Source organism: Dactylosporangium sp. NPDC006015, assembly GCF_040614215.1.
Lineage (GTDB): Bacteria > Actinomycetota > Actinomycetes > Mycobacteriales > Micromonosporaceae > Dactylosporangium > Dactylosporangium maewongense.
This window is the reverse complement of the sequence record NZ_JBEXUD010000031.1, coordinates 65,504-91,082: the sequence shown is the minus strand read 5'-3', so window position 1 is coordinate 91,082 and position 25,579 is coordinate 65,504. Positions and strand designations below refer to the sequence as shown.

Below are 25,579 nucleotides of genomic sequence, written 5' to 3'. Positions count from 1 at the left end.
GCCTAACCCTCCGTCGTCTGGCCCGCCTCACGCGCCATCTCCACGAAGTACCGATGAACTCGGAGGTCGCCGGTGAGCTCGGGGTGGAAGGCGGTGGCAAGCAGGTGCTGCTGCCGAACCGCGACAATCCTACCGGCGGCCGAACGTGCGGGCAGTCCGGGCCTTGCGGCTTCGCCCGAAGGCCCGGACCGCCCGTTTACACGACCCAGCACCCGCACGCCCGGTCCGACCTCCTCGACCCACGGGGCGCGGATGAAGACCGCCGAGAACGGCCCTCCTTCAATGTCCGAAATGTCGACCGTACCTTCGAACGAGTCGACCTGCCTGCCGAAGGCATTGCGCCGGACGGTCATGTCGATGCCGCCGAAGGGCACCTGGTCGGGGCGGCCGTCCAGGATCGTGCCGGCGAGCATGATCATGCCGGCGCACGAGCCATAGGCGGGCATGCCGCCGGCCAGCCGCTTGCGCAGTGGCTCGGTCATGCCGAACTCGATCGCCAGCTTGCTCATCGCCGTGGACTCGCCGCCCGGGATGACCAGCGCGTCGACCGAGTCCAGCTCGTCGGGGCGGCGCACCGGACGGGCGATGACATCGAGCTCGGCCAGGGCGTGCAGGTGTTCGCGCGTATCGCCCTGGAGGGCGAGCACACCGATGATCATGCCGGCGGTCACCAGCCGCGCTCGGCGAGGCGGTGCGGCTGCGGGATCTCCTCGACGTTGATGCCGACCATGGCCTCACCCAGGCCGCGGGAGACCTTGGCGATGACGTCGGGGTCGTCGTGGAACGTGACGGCCTTGACGATGGCGGCGGCGCGCTGCTCGGGGTTGCCGGACTTGAAGATGCCGGAGCCGACGAAGACGCCCTCGGCGCCGAGCTGCATCATCATGGCGGCGTCGGCGGGGGTGGCGATGCCGCCGGCGGTGAACAGCACGACCGGGAGCTTGCCGGTCTCGGCGACCTCCTTGACCAGCTCGAACGGCGCCTGCAGCTCCTTCGCGGCGACGAACAGCTCGTCTTCGGGCAGCGACGTCAGCTTGCGGATCTCCCCACGGATCTTGCGCATGTGGGTGGTGGCGTTGGACACGTCGCCGGTGCCGGCCTCACCCTTGGAGCGGATCATGGCCGCGCCCTCGGTGATGCGGCGCAGGGCCTCGCCGAGGTTGGTGGCGCCGCAGACGAACGGCACGGTGAAGGCCCACTTGTCGATGTGGTTGCTGTAGTCGGCCGGGGTGAGCACCTCGGACTCGTCGACATAGTCGACGCCGAGCGCCTGCAGGACCTGAGCCTCGACGAAGTGGCCGATGCGGGCCTTGGCCATGACGGGGATCGAGACGGCGGCGATGATGCCGTCGATCATGTCGGGGTCGCTCATGCGGGAGACCCCGCCCTGCGCCCGGATGTCGGCGGGAACGCGCTCCAGGGCCATGACGGCGACGGCGCCGGCGTCCTCGGCGATCTTCGCCTGCTCGGGGGTGACGACGTCCATGATGACGCCACCCTTGAGCATCTCTGCCATGCCCCGCTTGACCCGCGCGGTGCCGGTGACTGACGAGCTGGTGGTGGGCGACTCGGACACGACGAAGCACTCCTCACAGGGCTGAACGGGATTCACCTTGAGTTTACGCCGACCGGGTGACAGGTTCCGACGTCCAATGGGAACCCCGCGGCCCACGTTGCATCCCACCAGCCGGCCAAACCCCCGGAAAAAGGTGATTTTTCCGGTTTAGCGGGCGCGGAGCGCCTGATAAACCGGAAGGAAGGGGGAAACAGCGTGCGTTTCGCCGCTCATGTACCGGTTCACGGCAGGGACGGGTCGTCGACGTCGAAGTACGCGGGGCGGGGGTGCTTGCGGGCCAGGCGGAACACGCGGACCAGCGCCCGGCGGCGCACGGCGAGGGCGTCGCGCACGACGTCGTTGTGCACCTGCCTGGCGAGGGCGACCCGCCTGCTGACCTGCACGAGCGGCCCGACGACGTCCTCCGGGCCGGCGGCCGCCTCGCGCAGGTGGCGGGTGAGGTCGTTCTCGGCGACCTCGCGGTCCTCGGGCTGGGCGTCGACGGCGATCCGGGCCGCGTACATGAGGGTGGGCAGCTGCGCCGCCTCGGCGAGGGCCACCGCGGCCACCGCGCGCCGGACCAGGTGGGCGTCGAGCGTGGCGTAGGCCGCGACCGCCCGAGCGTGGAGCCGGTCGACGCGGGCCGCGAGCCAGGTGAGGTAGGTCGCCACCAGGACCACCACCGCCACCACCGCGATCACCCACCACACGGCGGGAAGCCTACGGTAAGGCCGGCTGCCTACGGGACGGGCTCCTCGACCACGGCCCCGGCGACCTCGATCACCGTCGAGTAGACCTCCAGGACCCGTTCGGCGACGACGGGCCAGTCGTACGCGGCGACGACGGAGGCGGCCCGGTCGGCGAGCGCGGCCCGGCGCGCGGGGTCGTCGAGCAGGCCGGCGACGGTGGTGGTCAGCGCGGCGGCGTCGCCGACGGGGAAGAGGGCACCGGCCCGCCCGCCGTCCAGGACCCGCCGGAACGCGTCCAGGTCGCTGGCGACGACGGTCGCGCCCGCGGACATCGCCTCGGTCAGGATCATGCCGAAGGACTCGCCGCCGGTGTTGGGGGCGATGTACAGGTCGACGCTGCGCAGCATCCGCGCCTTGTCCTCCTCCGACACCTTCCCCAGGAAGACGATCCGGTCCTTGAAGGCCGCGATGTCCGGAAAGTCGGTGAAGATCTCGTCGACGTCGCCGGGGCCCGCCACCAGCAGCCGCAGGCCCGGACGGCGGGCGGCGAGCGTCGCGAACGCGGTCAGCAGCAGCGGGAAGCCCTTCCGGGGCTCCGTGAACCGCCCCAGGAAGCCCAGCGTGCCCCCGTCGCCGGGGAAACCGGGCAGCGGCGAGGCGGCGCGGTACCGCGACACCTGCACCCCGTTGGGGATCTCCCACGCGCTGCCGCCCAGGTGCTCGACCTGGACCTTGCGCGCCAGCTCGCTCACCGCGATCCGCCCCGTGATCTTCTCGAGCACCAGCTGGAGCAGCCCCTGCGCGGCGGCGAGCGCCCGCGAGCGGGTCATCGCGGTGTGGAACGTGGCGACGACCGGCCCGCGCGCCGACAGCACCGCCAGCATCGACAGGCTCGGCGTGAGCGGCTCGTGCACGTGCAGCACGTCGAAGCGGCCGGCGGCCATCCAGCGCCGGACCCGGGTCGCGGAGATGAGACCGAAGGAGACGCGCGCGACGGAGCCGTTGTACGGCACCGGCACCGCCCGGCCCGCGGGCACGACGTACGGCTGCTCGGCACTCTCGTCGTCGCCGGGCGCCAGGACGCTGACGTCGTGGCCGAGGCTGATCAGCGTCTCGGCGAGGTCGCGGACGTGGTTCTGCACGCCGCCGGGCACGTCGAAGGAGTACGGGCAGACGATCCCGATGCGCAACACGCCTCCCACGCCTCCTAAGCCTTCACGATGGCGGGGGTGTCGATCCAGAGTCGTTGCAGCATGTGCCAGTCCTGTGGGTTGCGGGCGATGCCGGCGGCGAGGACGTCCGCGATCCGCTGGGTGAGCAGCCGGACCCGCACGTCGAGCGCCCCCTCCGAGGCGTCCGGCAGCGGGATCGGCCCCTCGAGCCGGCCGGCGGCCGCGTCCGGGTCGAACCACATCGACACCGCGTAGAGCGGTGCGCCGGTGCGCAGGGCCAGCAGCGCCGGGCCGGCCGGCATCTTCGTCCGGCCGCCGAAGAAGTCGACCTCGACGCCGCGGGCGGTCAGGTCCCGGTCGGCGAGCAGCGGCACCACGTACCCGGCCCGCAGCCGCTCCTCCAGCACGTCGAACGGGGGCCGCTCGCCGCCGGTCGTCGGCAGGATCTCCATACCCAGCGCGCGCCGGAAATGCAGGTACCGCAGGTACACGCTCTCCGGCTTCAGCCGCTCCGCGACGGTCACGATCGGCCAGCCGTTGGCGGCGACCCAGGCGCCGGCCGCGTCCCAGTTGCCCGCGTGCGGCAGGGCGATGACGGCACCGGCCTTGTCGGCGACGTTCTTGGCGAGCAGCTCGCCGCGGTCCAGCCGGAACCCGCTGAGGTGCTGCGCCCGGGAGCGCCCCGGCAGCCGGAACGCCTCCAGGTAGTAGCGTGAGTAGGAGCGCAGCCCCCGCTCGACCAGGTCGGCGAGCTCGGCCTCCGACGGCCCGGGGCCGACGACCCGGCGCAGGTTGGACGCGAGCCTCAGCGTGCCCTTGCCGCCTTTGCCGCTGCGGTACCGGCGGGAGCCGTGCGCCGCGGCGGCCGAGAACAGCGGCCAGGTCACCGCGCGGGGGAGCTTCGGGATGAGCGTGAAGGCGGCGCCGTAGCCGAGTTCCGCGAGGTTCACAGGGCCGCCCGATCGCCGGCGTCAGCGGCCGCCGCGAGCTCGCGGGCCTGCCGGTACACGTGCGACATCCGCTGCCCGATGGTGATCACCGACAGCAGCACCAACAGCCACAGGGCCGCCTCCATGCCGTACGGCACGCCGAAACCGAACAGCAGGCCACCGATCCCGACCAGGATGAGCCGCTCGGTCCGCTCGGCCAGCCCGACGTTGGCGGTCATCCCGAGACCCTCGGCGCGGGCCTTCACGTAGGACACCACCTGCCCGGTGAGCAGGCACAGCAGCGCCGCGGCGCACTCGCGCAGCTGACCCTGGGAGGCGAACCAGAAGGCGACGGAGCCGAAGATGGCGCCGTCGGAGACGCGGTCCATGGTCGAGTCGAGCAGGGCGCCGAACTTGTTGCTGACGCCGAGCTGCCGGGCCATGGACCCGTCGAGCATGTCGGTCAGGCAGCTCACGGTGACGATGACGAGCGCGATGACCATATGGCCGCGGGTGGCGAACCCGAGACTGCCGACGAGCACGCCGACGGTGCCGGCGACGGTCACCGCGTTCGGGGTCACCTTGGCGCGCAACAGCGCGGCCGCGACGGGGTTGACGATGCGGGCCAGTCCGGCCTTGCTGACTACGCTGAGGATCTTCGCCATGGCGCTCCCACGATAACGGCGGCGGAGCTTGCCGGATACCTGCGCGTGGGCCTGCTCACGGTGCTTGAGTAAACCGTAGGCCGCCGGTGGGGTCGAAGGGCTCTTGTGTCGGTGATGGTTCGGGTGTGGGATCGGTGAACAGGTCGTGACTGTGAGACTGCTCACAGCAGGCAGGACGGGAGGCGCATGATGGCGCAGAAGGTCCAGGAGAAGGGTGTCGCCGGCCCGGTGCCGACGGTTGATGACCCCGGCAGGGTACGCAACGTGGTGGTCGTCGGGCACTCCGGCGCCGGGAAGACGACCCTCGTGGAGGCGCTGCTCGCGGCGACCGGCACGATCGGCCGGGCCGGCGCGGTGTCCGAGGGCACCACGGTGACCGACCACGACCCGGCGGCGGTGCGGCAGCAGCGGTCGGTGACCCTGTCCTGCGCCCCCGTCCTCCACGGCGGCACGAAGATCAACCTGCTCGACACCCCGGGGTACGCCGACTTCGTCGGGGAGCTGCGCGCCGGCCTGCGGGCCGCCGACGCGGCGCTGTTCGTCGTGTCGTCCGTCGACGGCGTCGACGCCGCCACCGCCGCGCTGTGGGAGGAGTGCGCCGCCGTCGGCATGCCCCGCGCGGTCGCCGTCACCCGCCTCGACCACCCGCGCGCCGACTTCCAGGACACCCTGGAGCTCTGCCAGGACGCGTTCGGCGACAACGTGCTGCCGCTGTACCTGCCGATGCTCGGCGACGACGGCGCCGCGGTCGAGGGCCTCATCGCGCTGGTCACCCACCGGGTCTTCGACTACTCCGCGGGCTACCCGCCGTCGGTCCGCGACCCGGAGCCGCAGCACCTGCCGGCGATCGAGGAGTCGCACAACAGCCTGCTCGAAGGCATCATCGCCGAGAGCGAGGACGAGACGCTCATGGAGCGCTACGTCAGCGGCGAGGTCATCGAGACGTCGGTGATCATCGAGGACCTGGAGAAGGCGGTCGCCCGCGGCACCTTCTACCCCGTCGTGCCCGTCTGCGCGCAGACCGGCCTCGGCCTCGACGCCCTCCTGGAGGTGCTGACCAGCGGGTTCCCGTCGCCGCTGGAGCACGTCGTGCCGCCGGTCACCGACATCGCGGGCGACCCGCACGCGCCGCTGCGCTGCGACCCGGACGGCCCGCTCATCGCCGAGGTGGTGAAGACGACGATCGACCCGTACGTCGGCCGCGTCTCCCTCGTGCGGGTCTTCTCCGGCACGCTGCGCCCCGACAGCCCGGTGCACATCTCCGGGCACGGCATGGCCGAGCGCGGCCACCCCGACCACGACGCCGACGAGCGGTTCGCGCACCTGTTCTCGCCGCTCGGCTCGGCGCTGCGGGAGGTGCCGTACGCGGTCGCCGGGGACATCGTCGCGATCACCAAGTCGACGACGGCGGAGACCGGCGACACGATCTCCGGCAAGGACGACCCGATGCTCATGGCGCCGTGGGTGATGCCGGAGCCGCTGCTGCCGATCGCGATCGTCGCGAAGACCCGCTCCGACGAGGACGCCCTCGCCAAGAACCTCGGCCGGCTCGTCGCCGGCGACCCGACGCTGCGCCTGGAGCGCAACTCCGAGACCCACCAGCTGGTGCTGTGGTGCATGGGTGAGGCGCACGCCGACGTCGTGCTCGACCGGCTGCGCTCCGGCGGCGTGGAGCTGGACACCGAGCCGGTGCGGGTCGCGCTGCGCGAGACGTTCGCCGCGCCCAGCCAGGGCCACGGGCGGCACGTCAAGCAGTCGGGCGGGCACGGACAGTACGCGGTCTGCGACATCAAGGTCGAGCCGCTGCCGCGCGGGTCCGGCTTCGAGTTCGTCGACAAGATCGTCGGCGGGGTCGTGCCGCACAACTACATCCCGTCGGTGGAGAAGGGCGTCCGCCACCAGATGGAGCGCGGCATGGTCGCCGGCTACCCCGTCGTCGACGTGCGGGTCACCCTGTTCGACGGCAAGGCGCACTCCGTCGACTCGTCCGACGCGGCGTTCCAGACCGCCGGCGCGCTCGCCCTGCGCGAGGCCGCCGAGCAGGGCCAGACGACGCTGCTCGAGCCGATCGACGAGGTCTGGATCCGGGTCCCCGACGAGTTCGTCGGCGCGGTCATGAGCGACCTGTCCGGCCGCCGCGGCCGGGTGCTGGGCAACGAGCCGGACCCGGCCGGGCACGAGCGGACCCTCGTGCACGCCGAGGTGCCCGCCACCGAGCTCGTCCGGTACGCGGTCGAGCTGCGCGCGATGACGTCCGGCTCGGGCACGTTCACCCGCGCGTTCGCCCGGCACGACCCGATGCCGACGCACCTGGCGGACGCGGTGAAGAAGGAGCACGCCGCGGCCCGCTGAGGCCTGTCAACGGTCTGGCTGGATCACCCGGTCCAGCCAGACCTGGTCGAGCAGCTCGATGCCGTCGACCATGATCCCGGCCGGGTACCCGTTCGCGGGCGTGAAGAAGTCCCGCTCCACCGACCGGAAGCGGAAGCCCTGCCGCTGGTAGAAGCGCAGGTTGCCGACGTCGGCGGCGCCGGTGGCCACCAGCATCGTCCCGCCGCCCTCCTCCCGTACCAACGCGGCGGCGGCCTCGACGAGGGCCGCACCGACACCGGTCCCCCGCCGCTCCGGCACCACCGCCATGTTCTTGACCTCCAGACCGACCAGCTGGAGGTGGCCCACGGTCCGCCCGCCATCCACCGCGACGAGCACGCGGCCCTGGTACAGGTAACCGTCCAGCAGCTCCGCGGAGTCCTCGGCCAGCTCGAACGACCACCGCAGGCCGACCCGGTCACCGTCGTACAGCTCCACTCGCACGACACCAGACGATGCCAGGTCCGCCTACACTGCGCGGCATGATTTTCTCGCGGGGCAGGAAGCAGGACCCGGTCGTCGAGTTCTGGGCCTGGTGGCCCACGATCCGCCAGGCCGTGATCGACGCCATCTCCACCGGCGAGTTCGAGCCGCTCACCCCGCAGATCAGCAAGCGGGTCGCGGCCATCCACAAGGACCTGACCTGGGAGTTCAGCAAGGGCACGACCGCCACGCACGCGCTGGTCGTCTCCCCCGGCGGCAACCCTGAGCTGCGCGCGGTCGTCGCCCGCTGGGGCGCGCTCGCCCCGGCCGCCGACCCGGAGTGGGAGTTCCACACCGCGCGCCAGCCCGACCACGACACGCTGACGGCCACGATCGAGATCGCCGGCGCCCGGCTGGACCTCGCGCTGCTGCGGTTCGCGTTCACCCCCGACGAGGACTCCGCCGCGATCGACGTCGTCGGCTTCCACCCGCTGTTCCGCAAGCTGCCGGAGCCGGTCCGCGGCCAGATCACGTTCCTCGCCCTCGACTGGCTGCTCGGCGAGGAGGGCGTCGAGCTGTGGGTCGGGTCGGTCGGCTTCAGCGCCGACGAGCCCGACGGCGCGCGGGACCCGCTCGAGCTCGCCGCCGCCGTCGACGACCTGCGCGAGCGGCACCGGGAGCCGACCTGGGCCGTCTTCTCCGCCGTGGTCGACGGCGCCCCGCTGACCGGGATGGTGCAGCGGCCGCTGCGGTCGGCGCGCTGGCCGCGGTTCGACACGCACGCCGCGGTGATCCTGCCCTACCGGGCCGAGGAGGCCGGCCTGCCCACCGAAGACGCCCTGGAGGAGCTGCGGGCGTTCGAGGACGGGCCGCTCGAAGCGGCGCTGGGCGGCGCCGGCGAGGTGGTCGCGCAGGAGACCACCGCGGGCCGGCGCATCCTGCACTGCTACCTCGACGGCACGTCCGGCGCCGGCGAGAAGGTCAAGGCCGCCGCGGCCGGCTGGCCGGGCGGCAAGGCGAAGGTGAAGCTGCGCCACGACCCCGCGTTCGAGGCCGTGGCGCACCTGTCCTGACTGCTACTCCCAGACCGACGCCAGCAGCTTCCGGGTGTCGGTGAGCAGCTGCGGCAGGACCTTCGTCCGGCCGACGACGGGCATGAAGTTGGTGTCGCCGCCCCACCTGGGCACGATGTGCTGGTGCAGGTGGGCGGCGATGCCGGCGCCGGCGACCGAGCCCTGGTTCATGCCCAGGTTGAAGCCGTGCGCGCCGCTGGCCCGGCGCACGGCGCGCATCGCGGCCTGCGTGAAGGTCGCCAGCTCCACCGTCTCGTCCGCGGTCAGGTCCGTGTAGTCGGCGACGTGCCGGTACGGGCAGACCATCAGATGGCCGGGGTTGTACGGGTACAGGTTGAGCACCGCGAACACGAGCCCGCCCCTGGCGACGACGAGGCTGTCCTCATCGGGCAGGCCGGGCGCCCGGCAGAACGGGCACCCCGTCGGCTCGTCGTGGTCCCCCGCCCGGTCCTCCTTGATGTAGGCCATCCGGTGCGGGGTCCACAACCGCTCGATGTCGTCCGGCGTACCCGTCGTCATGCCGCCGAGGGTCCCACATTCGTGCGGGACCTGACGACCTCCACCACGTGCGCGACGGCCTCGTCGAGGGCGACACCGTTGCGCTGGGAGCCGTCACGGTAGCGGAACGACACGGTGCCACCGGTGACGTCGTCGTCGCCGGCGATCACCATGAAGGGGATCTTCTGCTGCTGCGCGGTGCGGATCTTCTTCTGCATCCGCTCGTCGGAGTGGTCGACCTCGACCCGGATGCCTTCCTTGCGCAGCCGCGCCGCGAACTCGGCCAGGTAGTCGCCGTGGTCGGCGCGCACCGGGATGCCGACCACCTGCACCGGCGAGAGCCACGCCGGGAACGCGCCCGCGTAGTGCTCGGTCAGCACGCCGAAGAACCGCTCGATCGAGCCGAACAGCGCTCGGTGGATCATCACCGGCTGCTGCCGGCTGCCGTCGGACGCCTGGTACTCCAGCTCGAAGCGCTTCGGCTGGTTGAAGTCGACCTGGATCGTCGACATCTGCCAGGTCCGGCCGATCGCGTCGCGCGCCTGCACGGAGATCTTCGGCCCGTAGAACGCGGCGCCGCCCGGGTCCGGCACGAGCTCCAGCCCCGACTCGAGCGCCGCGTTGCGCAGCGCCTCGGTCGCCTCTTCCCACTCCGCGGCCTCACCGATGAACTTCGGCGAGTCGTCGCGGGTGGACAGCTCCAGGTAGAAGTCGTCCAGGCCGTAGTCGCGCAGCAGGTCGAGCACGAACTGCAGCAGGCCGCGCAGCTCGCCGACCATCTGCTCCTTGGTGCAGTAGATGTGCGAGTCGTCCTGGGTCAGGCCCCGCACCCGGGTCAGGCCGTGCACGACGCCCGACTTCTCGTAGCGGTACACCGTGCCGAACTCGAACATGCGCAGCGGCAGCTCACGGTAGGACCGGCCGCGGGCCCGGAAGATGAGGTTGTGCATCGGGCAGTTCATCGCCTTCAGGTAATACTCCGCGCCCTCCATCTCCATGGGCGGGAACATCGTGTCGGCGTAGTACGGCAGGTGGCCCGACGTCTGGAACAGGTTCGACTTGCTGATGTGCGGCGTGTTGACGAACTCGTAGCCCGACTCCTCGTGCCGCTGCCGCGAGTAGCTCTCCATCTCCCGGCGGATGATGCCGCCCTTCGGGTGGAAGACCGCGAGCCCGGAGCCGATCTCGTCGGGGAAGCTGAACAGGTCCAGGTCCGCGCCGAGCTTCCGGTGGTCGCGCCGCGCCGCCTCCTCCAGGAGCTTCTGATACTCCTTGAGCGCGTCGCGGGTCGGCCACGCGGTGCCGTAGACGCGCTGCAGCTGCGGGTTCTTCTCCGACCCGCGCCAGTACGCCGCGGCGACGCGGGTCAGCTTGAACGCCTGGATCATGCGGGTGCTCGGCAGGTGCGGCCCCCGGCACAGGTCCGACCAGCAGACCTTGTCCGACTGCGCGTCGAGGTTGTCGTAGATCGTCAGCTCGCCGCCGCCGACCTCCATGACCTCCTTGTCGTCCACCGTCTGGCCGCTGTCGCTCTTCACGTCGACGAGCTCCAGCTTGAACGGCTCGTCCTTCAGCTCGGCCTTGGCCTGCTCGACCGACTCGAACCGCCGCCGGCGGAACTTCTGCCCCGACTTGATGATCTCCTGCATGCGCTTCTCGAGCTTGTCCAGGTCATCGGGGTGGAACGGCTTGGCGACCTGGAAGTCGTAGTAGAAGCCGTGCTCGATCGGCGGCCCGATGCCGAGCTTCGCCTCCGGGAACAGGTCCTGCACGGCCTGCGCCAGCACGTGCGCGGTCGAGTGGCGCAGCACGTTGAGCCCGTCCGGCGACGACAGGTCGACGGCCTCGACCTCCGTGTCCTGCTCCGGCGTCCAGTCGAGGTCGCGGAGCCGGCCGTCGGCCTCGCGGACGACGACGATCGCCTTGGGCCCGCTGGTCGGCAGCCCGGCCTCCGCGACCGCGGCGGCGGCGGTCGTGCCGGCCGTGACCACGATGGTATTCGAGCGCACTGTGGACACGGTCTGCTCCCAAGCGTGAAGAGGTCTGATTCCCCGCAAACTCTATCCGCCGCGTCACCGCAGGGCCGAGAACACCCCGCCCGCCACGACCGCGCCCACCACGGCCCCGACGACGACCTGCGCCACCGTGTGGTCCTTCAGCGCCACCCGCGACCATCCGACCAGCCCCGCCAGCGGCGCCGTCACGATCAGCAGCCAGCCGTAGACCAGCATCAGGATCACCAGCGCCCCCGCGGCCACGGCCGTGTGGATCGACATCTTCCACCAGTGGTTGACGACCGCCGCGACGATCAGCCCCACCCCACCGGCGACGACCGCCGCGAGCAGCTCCTGCTGCGCGTCCAGCCCGACCAGCACCACGAACCCGACCGCCACCGACACCAGCCCGACCAGCAACGGCCCCCGCCGCTGCCGGTGATCCCCCACATGCCGGTCCGTGAGCTCCCCGCGCCGCACGCCGCGCAGGATGTACAGGAACGGCAGCACACTCTCGAACAGCGCCGCGACAACCCCCAGCAGCAGCCCGCGCCCGACGCTCGGCGCCCCGTGCACCGCCAGCAGCACCAGCAGCACCGACACCAGCACCGCCGGCGCCAGCACCTCGGTCACCCCACGAGCGATCCGCTGCACGATCACCGCCGTACCGTACAGAACCCCGCAGCACCCCACGATCCGCGCACACACCCCCACCCCCGAGCCATGCCGGCCGATGCGCTCCCCCGTTTTGAAGCACATCGACCGGCACACCCCGACCAGCGCCGACGCCCCGATCCGTCCAGCGCCACATGCCCGGCCAACCTTCGATCGCCCGAACACTCGTTCCGTCCCGCGCCCGACCCAGCCCGCCGAACCCGAGCCACAACCCAACTGGCCTCGCTGCAGACCGCCGAACCCGAGCCTCTGCCCAGCTCAGCCCGCCAAGCCCGAGCCACGACCCAGCCGGCCCACTGCGGACCAGCCTGCCGATCGCCGAGCCACTTTCCCGACCAGCCCGCGCCGGACGAGCCTGCCGAACCCGCGCCTGCCCAACCGGCCGCGCGCCCACCCGGCCTGCCGAACCTCCGAGCCGCTACCCAGCCGGCCCGCGCCCGACCCGCCTGGCGGCTCTGAGCCACTGCCCGACCGGTCTGCGCTCGACCGGCCCGGCGAACCCCGAGCCACTGCCCAACCAGCTGTCGTTCAACCGGCCGGATCTCGAAGTGCCAGCGATCAATGCGCCCTGCTCTGCCCCGCCCTGCCCCGAGGTCACGCAGGCCGGACTCCCCCAGGTCAGGCTCTGGGCGCGGCGCGACGTCCTCGGTTCACGCACCGCCGAGGTCCCCAGGTCACCCGCCCCGACCGCGGCGGCCCAGCACCAGGGGGCGGAGCTGAGACCCGCGGTCCGGCGCGGCGGCGACGGATGCCGGAGCCCGCCAGCACCGCCATCCACGCCGAATCCCAACGACGTCACAACCGACACCGGAGCCCGACGACGCCACAGCCAACGCCGACCGCCTGGCCCGCCGCGCGCACCGGCTCGCGACCCCGACGACGCTGAAGCCCGGTGGCGCACCCGAGCGGTGGCGTGCCTGAGCGGTGGCACCGCCATCCACGCCGAATCCCAAACGACGCCGCAACCGACAACGGAGCCCGACGACGCCACAGCCAACGCCGACCCCGACGGCGCCGAAGCTCGGTGACGTGCCCGAGCGGTGGCACCGAACCCGAAGGCGCCGCGACGACTGCTACAGCCAGCCTCGCAGTGCCGCACCCGACACCCGGCCGCGGCGGCAACGGCTCCCGACGGCGCAGCAACCGACACTGGAGCCCGACGGCGCCGCGACACACGCCGAAGCCCGCCTGAGCCACACCGGATGCCCGTCAGCGCCGTAGCCGAGACCCGCCTGAGCCGCACCCGACGCCCGTCAGCGCCGTAGCCGAGACCCGGCGGCACCGCAGCCAGGACCGGATGGCGCCGGGATCGACGCTGAAGGCCCCTAGCGCCGCGGCGGGTGTTGCACGGCCGCGGCGCCGGGGTTGGTCAGCGCTTCCAGAAGGCGCCCCTGGACTTGGGCTGGTCGGGGTGGTCGCCCGAGACCTTGTCGAGCTCCTCGAGGACCTGCTGCCACAGCTCGTCGAGGGGCTGGGAGGCGATGGCCGCCGGGGTGAGGCGGTCGGCCAGGAGGCGCAGGACGCCGATGCCCAGCACCGCCAGGCGCGAGCCCAGGTCTTCGAGCAGCTCGCGGCGCTCGAAGTCGGGGCGGTCGGCGGCGGCGCGCAGGCGGCGGGCCTCCTCGGCGGCGAGCTGGCGCAGCTCCGCCGAGTCGGCGCGCTGGCGCTCCGCCTCGACCGACGGCTGGGCCGCGGGCTGCGCCGAGGCCGGTGCCTGCGGGCGGACCGAGCCCCGGCCGCGCAGCGCCCGCGCGACACCACCGGCGGGACGGGCGAACACGCTGCCGCCACCACCCGCCGACTTGCGGTGCACGGCGCCACCCGAGGCCGGTGGCGGCGCCATCGGCGGCATCGGCGGCGGGCCGCCCGGTGCGGGTGCGGGCATCGCGACGGCCCGGGCCAGGTCCGGCGCGGCCGCGGCATACGACATCGCCGTCGGGTGCAGCGGCGGCGGGGGCACCGCCGTCGGCAGCTCCCAGCCGGCCGGCGACTCGACGGGCTGCACCACCTGGCGCGGCTCGGCGCCGTCGGTGACGACCCGCTTGTCGACCGCGACATACGCGGTGAACCGGCACAGCACCCCGAAGCGCAGCGACACCGCGGTGATCCGCTGCTCGAGCTGGTTGTCGTCGCTGGTGGCGGCCCAGCGGGCGCCGGGCCCGGCGACATAGGCGTCCTCCAGGTCGCGCAGCAGCGCGCGGGCCCAGATCGCGGTGAGCGCCGGGTTGTCGTGCTCGGTGGCGGTGACGGTGGTCGACCAGGGGGTGCCGTCGCGCATGGTGCCGGCGACGGTGAGCGTGCCGCCGGCCGGGCCGCGATACCGCCCGGTGACGACGAACGGCACGCCGGGGAACACGTCGGGCAGCCGGGCCGGTGCCTGGGTGCCGTCGATGAGGTCGAGCCCTTCGGCGGTGACGGTGACGCCGCTGACGACGGGCGCGCCGATCCGCCGGTGGATGCGGTCCATGGCCTCGTCGAGCCGGTCCTCGCTCTCGACGAGCTCGCAGCGGCCACCGCCGGCGATCGCGAGGCGGCCGAGGAACCCGGCGTTGACGGCCTGGTCGATGCCGACGGTGTGCACCCGCACCCCGCGCAGCGCGCCCGTGACGGTCCGCAGGATCTGGTCCTCGTTGCCGACCTGGCCGTCGGTGACCAGGACGAGCACCCGGTCGCGGTCGCCTGTCGCGGCGTCGAGCAGCTTCAGCCCGTCGATGAGCGGCTGGAGCAGCTCGGTGCCGCCGCGGGCGTCGACCCGGGACAGGTGCTCGACGGCCCGGAAGCGGTGCCGGTCGGTGCCGTCGGACAGGCCGGACGGCAGCGAGTCGGGTGTCTCCACCCGGTCGTCGAAGGACAGCACGGCGAAGCGGTCGGTGGCGGTGAGGGTGTCGACGATGCGGGCGGCGGCGCGGCGCGCGGCGACCATCTTCCAGCCGCCCATGCTGCCGGAGCGGTCCAGCAGCAGCACCACGTCCTTGGCCTTCGGCGGCGCCTGGGACTCCGGCGGCAGCACCGTCAACCGATAGGTGCCTTCGCCGCCCTCGGCGTCGGGCACCACCGCGAGCCCGGCCTCGCCGGCGCCATAGGCCAGCCGGAGCACGAAGTCGCGGTCGGCCCGCTCGCCGGGGCGCACCGACACGGTGCGCTCGGTCTGCTGCACGGCGTGCAGGCTGGAGCGGACCTCGCCGAGCGGCAGCCCGGCCGGGTCGACGTCGACGTCGATGCTCAGGCGCAGCGGGTTGGGGAAGCCGGGCAGCAGGACCGGCGGCGTGATGCGGGACGCGTCGGGCACGGCGTCGGTGTCCAGGGCGTGCCCGGCGCCGACACTGTCACCGTCGAGGGCGCCGCCGGGGATGTAGCGCGGGGCGACGACCAGCGGGAACCGGAACGTGGCCTCGCCGTCCTCGAACGCCAGCGGGCCCGCCAGTGACAGTGACACGCTGACCCGCTCGCCGGGCAGGATGTTGCCGACGCGCATGGTGAACACGTCGGGCCGCTCCTCCTCGGCGATCGAGGCGCGCTGGCCGGCGGCGACGGCGCGGTCGTAGGTCTCGCGGGCGGCGCCGCGCTCCTGCAGCTCCGCCTCGACGACCCGCCCGTCGGCGGTCATCGCCATGCGGGTCACGGCCGCCCGGTCGGGCAGCGGGAAGACATAGGTGGCCTCGAGGGGCACGTCGTGGACGTTGACGAACTCCTGGGTGAGGTCGATGCGCGCGACCAGGCCGGTGATGGCCGTGCGCACGTCGATCCGGTCGAGCGGCAGGTTGCCCCGCTCGGTGCGCAGCGCGCCGAGACCGGCGTCATCCTTCGGGGCGGCGACCCGCTGGGCCTCTGCCTCGGTCATCGTGGCGACTCTCATTGCCCACTCCCTAGCTCGGCACTCGTATCACGCGTCAGTCCGTTGGCCAGACCCAGCGCCGCCAGCAGCTCCAGCAGCGGCTTGGCGGCCGTCTGGATGGCGGCCACGTCGTCGGGCCCAGGTGTGCCGGGCAGCAGCAGCGTCACGTCACCGCCCAGCGGCACCCCGCTGAGCAGTGCGGGCGGTGGCGCCGGTGGCGGTGTGTGCGGTGCGGGCGGCTCGGCCCAGAACCGTGTCCTGGGTTGCTCGTGCTTCGGCAGGTCGGCGATCTCCCACAGGACAGCGTCGGGCGCCTCGGCAAGCTCGATCTGGATGTCGGCGATCCGCCTGCCTTCCGACTGGCGGCGTTTGATCGCCACCAGCTGCGCAAGGTGTCGCGGACCGTAGAGCGCGGTGCGGCCCCGCATGGTCGGGCGGTCGACGAGGCCGATCGTCGCATACCACCTGATGGCACGGGCGTCGGGAACGTCGCGCACCCGACCGTTGGGTGCGCCCGCATAGGCGGTGCCCTCGAGCGCGGCGGCAACACGTGCCGTCAGCTCGTCAAGCGTCCATCCTGTCGCGGTCACCCGCCAATCATGACACTGTCACATGACACTGTCAACAAACCGGGGCAGCCGGACCTCGGCCCGCACCCCCGGCCGCGCGTCCAGCAGCCGCACCGTGCCGCCGTGCCGCCGGACCAGCTCACGCACGATCGCCAGGCCGAGGCCGGTGCCGCCGGCGTCGCGGGCGCGGCCGTCGTCGAGGCGGGTGAAACGGTCGAAGACCCGCTCGCGCAGCGGCCCGGGGATGCCCTCCCCGTCGTCGGTGACAGTGACAACGACCTCCTGGCCGTCGGACTCCGCCTGCAGCACCACCTTGTTGCGGGCGTGCCGGACCGCGTTGTCGGCGAGGTTGAGCACCACCCTGATGAGCGCGTCCTGCTCGCCCTCCACCCACAGCGACTCGCCCGACGGTTCGACGTCGACGCCGGTGTACCGCTTCGCCAAGGTCCTCAGCAGGCTCTGCATCTCGACCGGCTCCCGCGCCACCCGCCGCCCGTCGCGCTCGTCCGCCCTGGCCAGCAGGAGCAGGTCGTCGACCAGCCGGGACAGGCGGTCCAGGTCGGTCAGCAGGTCGTCGCCGACGGTCTGCCAGTCACCGAGCTGCTGCGCCACCTCGACCTGGATGCGCATGCTCGCCAGCGGGCTGCGCAGCTCGTGCGCCGCGTCCGCGATGAAGGACCGCTGCCTGGCCCGGGTCGTCGCGAGCCGGTCCAGCATGTGGTTGAGCGTCACCGCGAGCCGTTGGATCTCGTCGCTGGACGGCGGCACCGGCAGCCGCTCGTCGGTCGCCGCGCCGGTGATCCGCTCGGCGGACGCGCTGAGCCGGTCGACGGGCGCCAGCGCCTGCCCGACGACCTTCCAGGCGATCGCGACCAGGATGGTGACCAGCGCCGGGTACGTCACCCACAACGACGTCTTGAGCAGTTCGAGGCTGCGGTTGTAGTCGCCCAGCGGCACCGCGACCACGACGATCCGGCCGTCCTCGACCTGCCGCACGGTGACCCGCAACGGGTCGCGCTGCAGCGCCCGGTCGCCGGACACGGTGATCCGCTCGTGCAGCGCCTTGTCGATCTCGTCGCGATGCAGCAATGGTACGAGCAGGTCAGCGTTCCGGTCGCCGGCGACGACCCGGTGCTGGGCGTCGAGCACCTGCACGACCTGCCCCGCCGGCGCCGGCAGCGGCGACGGGAGCGTCGACCCCTCCTCCAGCATCGCGGCGATCTCGCCGACGGTCGTGTCGGCCGAGCGGTCCAGCGTGCCCCGGAAGCTGTACGTCATCGCGGTCGCCATCGCCACGCCGGCGATCGCGAGCCCGACGATCAGCCCGCTCGTACCGAGGAGCACCAGCCGGCCTCGAAGCGAAAGACGCGACCACCAGATCATGCTGACCTGAGCCGATATCCGGCGCCGCGGACCGTCTCGAGGGCGTCGCGACCCAGCTTGCGCCGCAGGTAGCCGACGTAGACCTCGACGGCGTTGGGCGCGGTGTCGATGCTGGCGTCCCACACGTGATCGAGCAGCTCGGTCTTCGACACCACCTGCCCGGGGCGGCGCATCAGGTACTCCAGCAGCGCGTATTCCCGCGCCGTCAGCACGATCTCCTCGCCGCCGCTGGTGACCCGCCGACGCGCCGGATCCAGGGTCAGCTCCCCGACCGTCAGGACGCTCGGCCGCTCCGGCGCGCCGCGGCGCAGCAGCGCGCGGAGGCGGGCGACCAGCACCACATACGAGAACGGCTTGGTCAGGTAGTCGTCGGCGCCGCAGTCGAGGCCGTCGGCCTGGTCGTACTCGCCGTCCTTCGCGGACAGCATGAGCACCGGCACCCAGTTCTTCTCCGCGCGCAGCGCGGACACCACCCGGTACCCGGACAGGCCGGGCAGCATGATGTCCAGGATCACCGCGTCGTAGCCGCCGTGTCTGGCCAGCTCAAGGCCGGTCGGCCCGTCCCCGGCGACGTCCACGGCGAACCCTTCCGCCTGCAGGCCGCGCTGCAGCGCCCCCGCCATGCGGATCTCATCCTCGACCACCAGCAGCCTCACGTGCACCAGCGTGGCACGCTGTGCTGTGGGAACGCACAGGCGGTCTCAGCGATGTCACAGCCGACCCCGCGCACCATGGTCGGCAGGAGGTGTACCCAATGTCGAAGTTCACGTCACGACCTGTCCTACGGTGGGCGGTGCCCGCGGTCGCCGCGGTCGCCGTGGTGGGTGCCGGCGTGGCCGCAAAGACCCTCGCCGTCGCCGCCGAGCCGAACCTGCCGCCGCGCACCGCCGCACAGCTGCTGGTCGATCTGCAGACCGCGCAGCTGGACGGCCTGTCCGGCACCGTCGTCGAGCGCGCCGACCTGGGCCTGCCGGCCCTGCCGTCGCTGCTGGGCGACCAGAGTTCGGAGCTCACGTCGCTCGTGTCGGGCAAGCACACCCTGCGGGTGTGGTACTCGGGACCTGACAAGGCCCGGTTGTCGCTGCTCGGCACGCAGGGGCAGAGCGACATCATCCACAACGGCTCCGACACCTGGACCTGGAACAGCAAGTCCGCGACGGCGCAGCACTACAAGAAGAACGGCGCCGAGACGGACCCGACGCAGAAGGGTCCGGTCCCCAGCGAGCTGCCGAAGAGTCCTCAGGAAGCGGCCGACCTCGCCCTCAAGGCGATCGACCCGACCACGCAGGTCTCCATCGGCAACTCCGCGAAGATCGCCGGCCGGGACGCGTACGAGCTGATCCTGCGCCCGCGTGACACGGCGTCGACGATCGGTCAGATCCGCCTGGCCATCGACGCGCAGGAGAAGCTGCCGCTGCGGGTGCAGGTGCTCGCCAAGGGCGACTCCAACCCGGCGTTCGAGGTGGCGTTCACGCAGGTGAGCTTCGCCCGGCCCGACGACTCGCAGTTCGTGTTCAACCCGCCGGCCGGCACCAAGGTCGAGGAGGCGGACCCGGGCAAGGCCGAGGGCGCCGGCAAGCAGCCGGAGCACAACGGCCAGCAGAACGGTGAGCAGCCCAAGAGCACCGTCATCGGCACCGGCTGGACCTCGGTCTTCGTCGTGCGGACCGGGCAGCCGGGGCAGGCCTCGACGGACCCCGCCGAGGAGAAGAAGGTGCAGGACGCCATCAACCAGCTCCCGCTGGGCAACGGCGGCCGGACGTTCAACAGCAAGCTGTTCAGCGTGCTGATCACCGACGACGGCCGGGTCCTGGCCGGCGCGGTGACCCCGGAGCGGCTCTCGCAGGTGGCCGCGGACCCGGCGGCCGCGCTCAAGTAGGCAACGAGATCACTGAGGGACCGGGGCGGCCTTGCCCCGGTCCCTTTCCTCGTGCCGGGCCGCCGCCGCGCGGTGCAGCGTCGCGATGGAGTACATGTCGCGGGCCCGCCGCAGCAGCTCCTCCTCGGACTCGGTGTTCTGCCGCACGGAGAAGCCGACCGTCGCGTACGCCAGGACGCTCAGCAGCACGCAGGCGGCCACGCAGACCGGCGTGAGCAGGGCCAGCGGGCTCGCACCGCTGACGGGCCCGCTCGACGGCACGGCGGCGACCCGCACCGCGGTCATCACCGCGTAATGCGTGCTGCAGGCCGCCAAGGCCATGATCGCCGCGGCGACGCCGAGCGCCCTGTTGCCGCGGACCGTCGACACGCACCACAGGGACACCGTCGCCCCGACGACCGCCGCGACGAGGGCGGCCAGGGCGGTCGCCGGGTCGTAGCCGACGGTGCCGGCGACGCGCATCGCGAGCGGCGCGGTGCTGTACGCCGCGGCCATGCCGGCGCCGGTGACGATCCCAGCCGGCAGCACCTTCCACAGCGACGGCCGGCCGAAGCCGACGATGTACAGGCCCAGGCAGTACACCACCACCGCGATGCCGAAACCGAGCGCCGTGATCGGCACGTCGTAGCGGACCACCCCGTCGGGCACGTCGGTGCCGAGCAGCGCCATGAAGTGCGGCACCCAGCTGCCCGCTCCCCCGATGCCGACGGCCGACAGGGTCAGCCACCGGGCTCTGCTGCCGCCGCTGGACGCCCTGGACCGGGCGGCGATGAACACGCCGAGCAGGCATCCGAGGAATGACAGGACGAGGGCGAGCGCCGGCGTGATGGCGCCGTAGGCGAAGTGCTCCACGATCGCCCATTCAGCCAGCGCGATGGGTGGGCCGGTCGGACAACCTGTGCGCGTTTGCCCTCACCCTGCGGGGGTAGCTGAGAGTGAGCACCGAGAGTAAGGGGAGCACACATGAGTCAGGTTGTGGAGAGCGTGGACGTGGCCGTGCCCGTCCGGACCGCTTACAACCAGTGGACCCAGTTCGAGGAGTTCCCGGCGTTCATGCACAGCGTGCGGGAGATCCGCCAGCTCGACGACACAAGGCTGCACTGGGTGGTGGAGTTCGGCGGTGTACGGCGTGAGTTCGACGCGCGCATCACCGAGCAGCACCCGGACGAACGGGTCGCCTGGACGTCGACGGAAGGCCCCAGGCACGCCGGTGTGGTGACGTTCCACCGGCTCGACGACACGCACAGCAGGGTGACCGCGCAGCTCGACATCGACCCGGAGGGCTTCGTCGAGAACGTCGCGGACAAGGTCGGCATCGTGGACCGGGTGATCAAGTCCGACATGGCGAACTTCCGCGAGTTCATCGAGCACCGGGGCGCGGAGACCGGGGCCTGGCGCGGCGACGTGGCCTCCCCCTCGACGGCTCCCGCCGCACCGAAACCCGGTTCGTGGCTGCACGGCGACGCGGTCCAGGCCGCGCCCGACCTCACGCAGAGCACCGACGTCACACGCATGCCGGACGCGGACGACTCCCGGCACGCCATCTGAGCTCCACTCTCCACCGCACCGGAAAAGCCGGCCGGCCAGCGTTCGCGCTGACCGGCCGGCGTGCTGTGTGCCGGGCTACCGCCGTCGCGCCGTGCTGAGCAGCCTGCCGCTGCCCAGGGTGTACGGTGCGCCGTCCGGCCCGCCGAACAGCTCCACGTCCGCGAACCCGCCGGCGCGCAGCAGCTCGCCGAGGTGCCCGCTGGTGTAGACGTGGTGCACGGCGGTCGCGGTGAGCCGCTCCTCGCCGCGCGTGAACGTGTACGTGCTGAGCATCCGGCTCGCGACCGCGTCGTAGTCGGTGCTCGTCTCGACGGTGATGTCGCCGGTGCGCATCACCCGGTCCGCCTTGGTGAAGCCGGGCAGGACCGACTCCGCCGCCGCGCTGAAGTCGACGACGAACCAGCCGCCGGGGCGCAGCGCCGCGGCCGCCGCCGCCACGAACTCGGGCAGCTCGGCCGGCTCCAGGTAGCCGAAGCTGTTGCCGAGGCACAGCACGGCGTCGAACTCGCCGGTCCGCGGGATGTCCCGCATCTCGGCGACCCTGAACTCGACCTCCAGGCCGTTCTTCGCCTGTACGGCGTGTGCGATGGCCTCTTCGGAGATGTCCACGCCGGTGACACGGTGGCCGCGGGCGGCGAGGGCGAGGCTGTGCCGGCCGCTGCCGCAGGGCACGTCGAGCACCCGTGCCCCGGGTCTGATCCTCGTCTCGATGAAGTCGACGTCGGCGGCGGTCATCTCGGGTCCGGCGACGCGGCGCCAGAACTCGTTCGGGAGCTCGGTGAAGAAGTCCGCGTACCACGCGGACTGGACGTGCTGGGACAACTGAGGATCTCCTCTTGGATGTGCACGATCGGGGTCTCCGCGTCGCCCGGGCACACCTCGGCAGACCATCGGACCGCGTCGGGTCCGTGGTTCACCGGCGACCCGGGACCGTGTCCCGGGCAGGCATGGCATCCTCCAAGAAGCTGTTGCGCCGACGGTACCAGCGACGCATCGACAGCCGGAAGCGCCTTATTCGACGGGTCGGCGCTGTGCGGGGACCCTCGTCTCCGCCGGGGTCGTGCTCTCCGAGGGCGTGTAACGGCCCGACTCCATCGACCAGTCGACGTTGCCGCGGATCCAGTGCGCGAAGTCGCCGGCGACGGCCGCGACCGCGAAGTCGCCCGCGAGCGGCCCGGCCTGGAACCGCTCACGGGCCGCGATGAACTCCTCCACCAGGGCGTCGTGCTCGGCGACCGCCACGCGGACCGCCGCCTCCACCGGCAGCCGGCGCTCGTGCCGCAGGGCGAGCACGATGTTGTGGTGGTCGCCGGCGGCCTCCTCCTTCGGCCACGACACGAGGTCGTTGAAGATCGCGGTGATCATCCCGGCGGAGCGGCGCATCACGGCGAAGTCCGCGTCCTCGAACACCCCCGGGGACAGCTCGACGCCGTGCATGGGCTCGATGAGGTCGAAGAACATGTCGATGGCCGCGGTGCGGAAGCGCATGGTGCGGTACTCGGCGACGGGCGGCGGACGGTTGGCGGCGCGGTTGCCGGCCTCCCAGACGGTGGCCTCCAGATAGTCGCCGACGTGGGCGACGAACCGCTCCCGCCAGGCCGGCCCGACGCGCTGCCTGGTGCGCCGCCACACCTCGGCGACGGCCCTGAGGTGGCCCTTCGGGTCCTCGCCGTCGTCGTCGAGCAGTTGCATGACCTCGTCGACGAGGCGCCTGGTCGCCGCCGGGTCGCCGGCCCGCTCGAGGCGGTCGTCGAGGGCGAAGACGCTGATCAGCCAGGCGGTGGCGAGCTGCAGGTCGGCGGGTGCGGCGTCGGGGTAGGTGCGGGCCATCAGGTTGGCGAACCTCGCCCTGGCGAACGCGGCCCGGGCGCCCGCGCGGTCGAGCAGGCCGTGCCTGGTGGCCCAGTGCAGCGACCAGCGCTGGACGAGGTCGGCGTGCGGCGAGAGGCGCGGTGCGAACGGGCACAGGACCGCCAGCGTCGACTGCATGATGCACCCCTCTTGCCCCAGGAGGTCTTCATGGTCGCTGCTTTTCAGGGATTACGCGACCCTGTTCGAGGGTTTCGAGTTGATATTCCTTTTTGTCGAGTTACGCGCGGGCCGCACAGGTGCCGTATTGAGCTTGACCGAGGTCCATGGGTCCCCGGCCTTCGGCGGGCGTGAAAAAGTGTCGTACCCCGGCGCTATCGTGCGCTTGTTCGGCGCTTCTTTTGTTTGGCTTCCTTCTTGGAGGTACGGCCGTGTATCGACAAGGCGACGTCCTGCTGGTGCCCATCGCCGCGGGTGAGGTGCCCGCGACCGCGGTGCCCGCCCCGCGCGACCGCTCCGGCCGCATGATCCTCGCCCGTGGCGAGGCGACCGGCCACGCCCACGTGATCGTCGGGCCCGACACGCTGCTGCTCGCCGACCGTGACGACATCGACCGGCTCTTCGTCAAGGTCGTGTCCAAGGCGAGGGTCGTCCACGAGGAGCACGGCTCGATCGCGATCCCAGCCGGGGCGTACCGGATCATCCGCCAGCGCGAATACGTGCCCGGCTCGTGGCGTCCGGTGGCGGACTGATGACCACGACCCCGCTCACCTCCGAGACCAGCGCCGCGGCGCTCGGCGCCAACGCGGCGAAGTGGCTCGCCGCGGGCCTGTCGACCGCGCCCGCCGACCGCGAGGCCGCCGCCGAGGCGGTCCGCCTGGCCTACCGCTCGGCCGGCCTGCCCGAGCCCGCGCACATCGTGTGGTTCGCCTCACCGGCCGCGGGCGCCAGGGCGGCCGCCCTGCTCACCGGCCGCCGCGACCTGCCGGGCCCGGCCGCCGCCCCGCGACCCATGACCACCGCCGCCCGCCGCGCCGCCCGGGCCGGTCTCGCCCTGCCCACCACCCGCCTGGGCGTGGGGACCGCGGCCGCCTTCAGCGACGACGACGTGCTCGTGGCCGAGGAGCTGCGCGCCCAGGGCTGCCCACCCGTCCCGGGCACGGCCGGCGTCTCGGTCCGCGCCGCCGTCCGCACCACCCCGTGGGCCGCCGCGCGCGCCGAGGTCCACGAGTCGCTCGGCCCCGACGGCTGGGCCCGCTTGTGGGCCGCCTGCGGCGCCGACGTGTGGCGCATGGTCAACGACCGCGTCGCCGCCCCGCTGCGCACCCACCTGCGCAACGAGCTGCCCGCTCACGCCCGCACCGTCCTCCTCGACGCCGTCTCCGGCCAGCACGACGCGGGCTGGCTTGCCGCATTCGACGCGGCCGCTTCTCGCGCCGACACGCCCGGCGCGCTGTCCCTGCCTCTGCCGCGCGACGGCGGTTCGGGCTCGGGCGGCTCCGTGCACGCCGGCTCCGACGGCCGGGATGCCGCGTCCGCCGCTTCCCCGGGTGACAGCGCCCAGGGCCTCGCGTCCGGTGCTTCCTTGGGTGATGGCTCCCGGGGCGGAGGGTGGGGCGGCAGTTCGCGCGGTGGTGGCTCCAGGCCGGGTGGTTCCGTGCGCGGCGGCGCTCCCGGCGGGTGGGCCGGCAGTTCGCGGGGCGATGGGCTCCGGGCCGGCAGCCCGCGCGGCGGCGGCCGGTCCGGAGAAGTCCAGGGCGACGGATGGGCCGAAGACGCTCAGGGTGACGGCCTCCGGGGCGGCGAATGGGCCGGAGGCGCTCAGGCCGACGGCCACCCGGCCGGCGGCGCGGGAGTCGCACACTCGTCCGGGGGCCTCGGGGTCGACGCCCAGCGGGGCGACGGCGCGCGGGCCGACGGGGGCAGGGCCGACACGGCGGTGCTGCGTGCCGCGCAGCGGCTCGCGGGGCTGGCGGGTGTGGCGCGGTCCGCCGGGTGGTGGTGGCCGTATGCCAACGTCGCCATCCTGACCGACCGGCCCGTCGAGCTGCACCGCGACAACGTGGGCCGGCTGCACGCCGCCGACACCCCCGCGCTGCGCTACGGCGACGGGTTCGCGCTGCACGCGTGGCGCGGCATGCCGATCCCCTCGGAGCTCGTGCACCGGCTCGCCCGCCTGACCCACGCCGAGATCGCCGCGGAGCGCAACGCCGAGCTGCGGCGCGTCATGCTCGAGCACTTCGGCTATGAGCGCTACCTGCGGGAAGCGGGCGCGCGGCGGCTCGGCTCCGACGCGTGCGGCGTCCTGTGGCAGCTGCGCTTCGCCGACGACGAGCCGCTCACCATGGTGGAGGTCATCAACAGCACCCCGGAGCCCGACGGCACCAGCCGCATCTACTGGCTGCGCGTCCCACCGACCACCCGCACCCCTCGGGAGGGGGTGGCCTGGACGTTCGGGCTCACCGAGCAGGAGTACCAGCCGCTGGTCGAGACCTGATCGGCGCGGGCCGGCG

General features: G+C 72.7%; 22 protein-coding genes and 1 pseudogene. 6 read left to right on the top strand and 17 right to left on the bottom strand.

Going from position 1 to position 25,579, the window contains the following annotated elements:
- Positions 1–2: 2 nt before the first annotated feature.
- The 6 genes from pdxT to pgsA all read right to left on the bottom strand — a co-directional run bounded on the left by pdxT (position 3) and on the right by pgsA (position 5,010).
- Positions 3–659 (bottom strand): pyridoxal 5'-phosphate synthase glutaminase subunit PdxT, encoded by a 657-nt coding sequence (gene pdxT, locus ABZ321_RS39415; protein ID WP_354900658.1) that lies wholly within the window; start codon positions 657–659, stop codon positions 3–5.
- Between the two features lie 8 nt (positions 660–667).
- Positions 668–1,576: a pyridoxal 5'-phosphate synthase lyase subunit PdxS gene (gene pdxS / locus ABZ321_RS39410; protein ID WP_344503508.1), complete on the bottom strand. Its 909-nt coding sequence runs from the start codon at positions 1,574–1,576 to the stop codon at positions 668–670.
- Between the two features lie 221 nt (positions 1,577–1,797).
- Positions 1,798–2,265: a hypothetical protein gene (locus tag ABZ321_RS39405; protein ID WP_344503507.1), complete on the bottom strand. Its 468-nt coding sequence runs from the start codon at positions 2,263–2,265 to the stop codon at positions 1,798–1,800.
- Between the two features lie 29 nt (positions 2,266–2,294).
- On the bottom strand, positions 2,295–3,434 hold the full coding sequence (locus ABZ321_RS39400) for a glycosyltransferase family 4 protein (protein WP_354900693.1): 1,140 nt from the start codon (positions 3,432–3,434) through the stop codon (positions 2,295–2,297).
- 17 nt (positions 3,435–3,451) lie between these two features.
- Entirely contained in the window at positions 3,452–4,366 is a 915-nt protein-coding gene (locus ABZ321_RS39395; RefSeq protein ID WP_354900655.1) for a phosphatidylinositol mannoside acyltransferase, read from the bottom strand.
- Complete coding sequence (gene pgsA, locus ABZ321_RS39390; protein ID WP_344503504.1) at positions 4,363–5,010, bottom strand: phosphatidylinositol phosphate synthase; 648 nt, start codon at positions 5,008–5,010, stop codon at positions 4,363–4,365. The genes ABZ321_RS39395 and pgsA overlap by 4 nt, the downstream gene beginning before the upstream one ends.
- 189 nt (positions 5,011–5,199) lie before the next feature.
- Between pgsA and ABZ321_RS39385 the strand changes: the two genes are divergently transcribed.
- Positions 5,200–7,362 carry an elongation factor G-like protein EF-G2 gene (locus ABZ321_RS39385; RefSeq protein WP_354900653.1) on the top strand — a complete coding sequence of 721 codons (2,163 nt, stop codon included), beginning with the start codon at positions 5,200–5,202 and terminating at the stop codon, positions 7,360–7,362.
- Between the two features lie 6 nt (positions 7,363–7,368).
- Here ABZ321_RS39385 and ABZ321_RS39380 read toward each other — a convergent pair whose 3' ends face one another.
- Entirely contained in the window at positions 7,369–7,824 is a 456-nt protein-coding gene (locus ABZ321_RS39380; RefSeq protein ID WP_354900651.1) for a GNAT family N-acetyltransferase, read from the bottom strand.
- Between the two features lie 38 nt (positions 7,825–7,862).
- On the opposite strand from ABZ321_RS39380, the gene ABZ321_RS39375 reads away from it, so the two are divergent.
- The gene (locus tag ABZ321_RS39375) at positions 7,863–8,876 is read left to right on the top strand and encodes a hypothetical protein (protein WP_344503501.1); all 1,014 of its coding nucleotides are present in this window, start codon (positions 7,863–7,865) and stop codon (positions 8,874–8,876) included.
- Between the two features lie 3 nt (positions 8,877–8,879).
- Here the strand turns inward: ABZ321_RS39375 and ABZ321_RS39370 are convergent, their stop codons facing one another.
- From ABZ321_RS39370 to ABZ321_RS39340, 7 genes are all read right to left on the bottom strand, one after another.
- Positions 8,880–9,395, bottom strand: a complete 516-nt coding sequence (locus ABZ321_RS39370; protein WP_344503500.1) for an HIT domain-containing protein — start codon at positions 9,393–9,395, stop codon at positions 8,880–8,882.
- Positions 9,392–11,383: a threonine--tRNA ligase gene (gene thrS, locus ABZ321_RS39365; protein WP_344503499.1), complete on the bottom strand. Its 1,992-nt coding sequence runs from the start codon at positions 11,381–11,383 to the stop codon at positions 9,392–9,394. Before thrS ends, ABZ321_RS39370 begins: the two co-directional genes overlap by 4 nt.
- 63 nt (positions 11,384–11,446) lie before the next feature.
- Positions 11,447–12,028 carry a phosphoesterase PA-phosphatase gene (locus ABZ321_RS39360; RefSeq protein WP_354900648.1) on the bottom strand — a complete coding sequence of 194 codons (582 nt, stop codon included), beginning with the start codon at positions 12,026–12,028 and terminating at the stop codon, positions 11,447–11,449.
- 1,384 nt (positions 12,029–13,412) lie between these two features.
- Positions 13,413–15,884 (bottom strand): VIT domain-containing protein, encoded by a 2,472-nt coding sequence (locus tag ABZ321_RS39355; RefSeq protein WP_354900646.1) that lies wholly within the window; start codon positions 15,882–15,884, stop codon positions 13,413–13,415.
- An 11-nt stretch (positions 15,885–15,895) separates the two neighbouring features.
- Complete coding sequence (locus tag ABZ321_RS39350) at positions 15,896–16,468, bottom strand: MerR family transcriptional regulator (protein ID WP_344503496.1); 573 nt, start codon at positions 16,466–16,468, stop codon at positions 15,896–15,898.
- 18 nt (positions 16,469–16,486) lie between these two features.
- Positions 16,487–17,791 (bottom strand): ATP-binding protein, encoded by a 1,305-nt coding sequence (locus tag ABZ321_RS39345; RefSeq protein ID WP_354900644.1) that lies wholly within the window; start codon positions 17,789–17,791, stop codon positions 16,487–16,489.
- 35 nt (positions 17,792–17,826) lie between these two features.
- The gene (locus tag ABZ321_RS39340; RefSeq protein WP_203849905.1) at positions 17,827–18,486 is read right to left on the bottom strand and encodes a response regulator transcription factor; all 660 of its coding nucleotides are present in this window, start codon (positions 18,484–18,486) and stop codon (positions 17,827–17,829) included.
- Positions 18,487–18,584: 98 nt separating this feature from the next.
- On the opposite strand from ABZ321_RS39340, the gene ABZ321_RS39335 reads away from it, so the two are divergent.
- Positions 18,585–19,709: a sigma-E factor regulatory protein RseB domain-containing protein gene (locus ABZ321_RS39335; protein WP_344503494.1), complete on the top strand. Its 1,125-nt coding sequence runs from the start codon at positions 18,585–18,587 to the stop codon at positions 19,707–19,709.
- A gap of 9 nt (positions 19,710–19,718) precedes the next feature.
- Here the strand turns inward: ABZ321_RS39335 and ABZ321_RS39330 are convergent, their stop codons facing one another.
- Positions 19,719–20,561 (bottom strand): MHYT domain-containing protein, encoded by an 843-nt coding sequence (locus ABZ321_RS39330; RefSeq protein WP_344503493.1) that lies wholly within the window; start codon positions 20,559–20,561, stop codon positions 19,719–19,721.
- A gap of 111 nt (positions 20,562–20,672) precedes the next feature.
- Here ABZ321_RS39330 and ABZ321_RS39325 point away from each other — a divergent pair.
- Positions 20,673–21,116, top strand: a pseudogene (locus ABZ321_RS39325) (SRPBCC family protein); the annotation flags it as partial.
- 216 nt (positions 21,117–21,332) lie between these two features.
- Here ABZ321_RS39325 and ABZ321_RS39320 read toward each other — a convergent pair.
- Together ABZ321_RS39320 and ABZ321_RS39315 are read right to left on the bottom strand one after the other, a co-directional pair.
- Positions 21,333–22,079, bottom strand: coding sequence for a methyltransferase domain-containing protein (locus ABZ321_RS39320; RefSeq protein ID WP_354900642.1), 747 nt, complete (start codon positions 22,077–22,079; stop codon positions 21,333–21,335).
- Between the two features lie 189 nt (positions 22,080–22,268).
- On the bottom strand, positions 22,269–23,246 hold the full coding sequence (locus ABZ321_RS39315) for a hypothetical protein (RefSeq protein WP_344503491.1): 978 nt from the start codon (positions 23,244–23,246) through the stop codon (positions 22,269–22,271).
- Between the two features lie 251 nt (positions 23,247–23,497).
- Between ABZ321_RS39315 and ABZ321_RS39310 the strand changes: the two genes are divergently transcribed.
- Both ABZ321_RS39310 and ABZ321_RS39305 read left to right on the top strand, forming a co-directional pair.
- Positions 23,498–23,818 carry a hypothetical protein gene (locus ABZ321_RS39310; protein ID WP_344503490.1) on the top strand — a complete coding sequence of 107 codons (321 nt, stop codon included), beginning with the start codon at positions 23,498–23,500 and terminating at the stop codon, positions 23,816–23,818.
- A complete protein-coding gene (locus ABZ321_RS39305) occupies positions 23,818–25,563 on the top strand; it encodes a DUF6745 domain-containing protein (RefSeq protein WP_354900639.1) in 1,746 nt (581 codons plus the stop codon). Before ABZ321_RS39310 ends, ABZ321_RS39305 begins: the two co-directional genes overlap by 1 nt.
- Positions 25,564–25,579 lie beyond the last annotated feature (16 nt).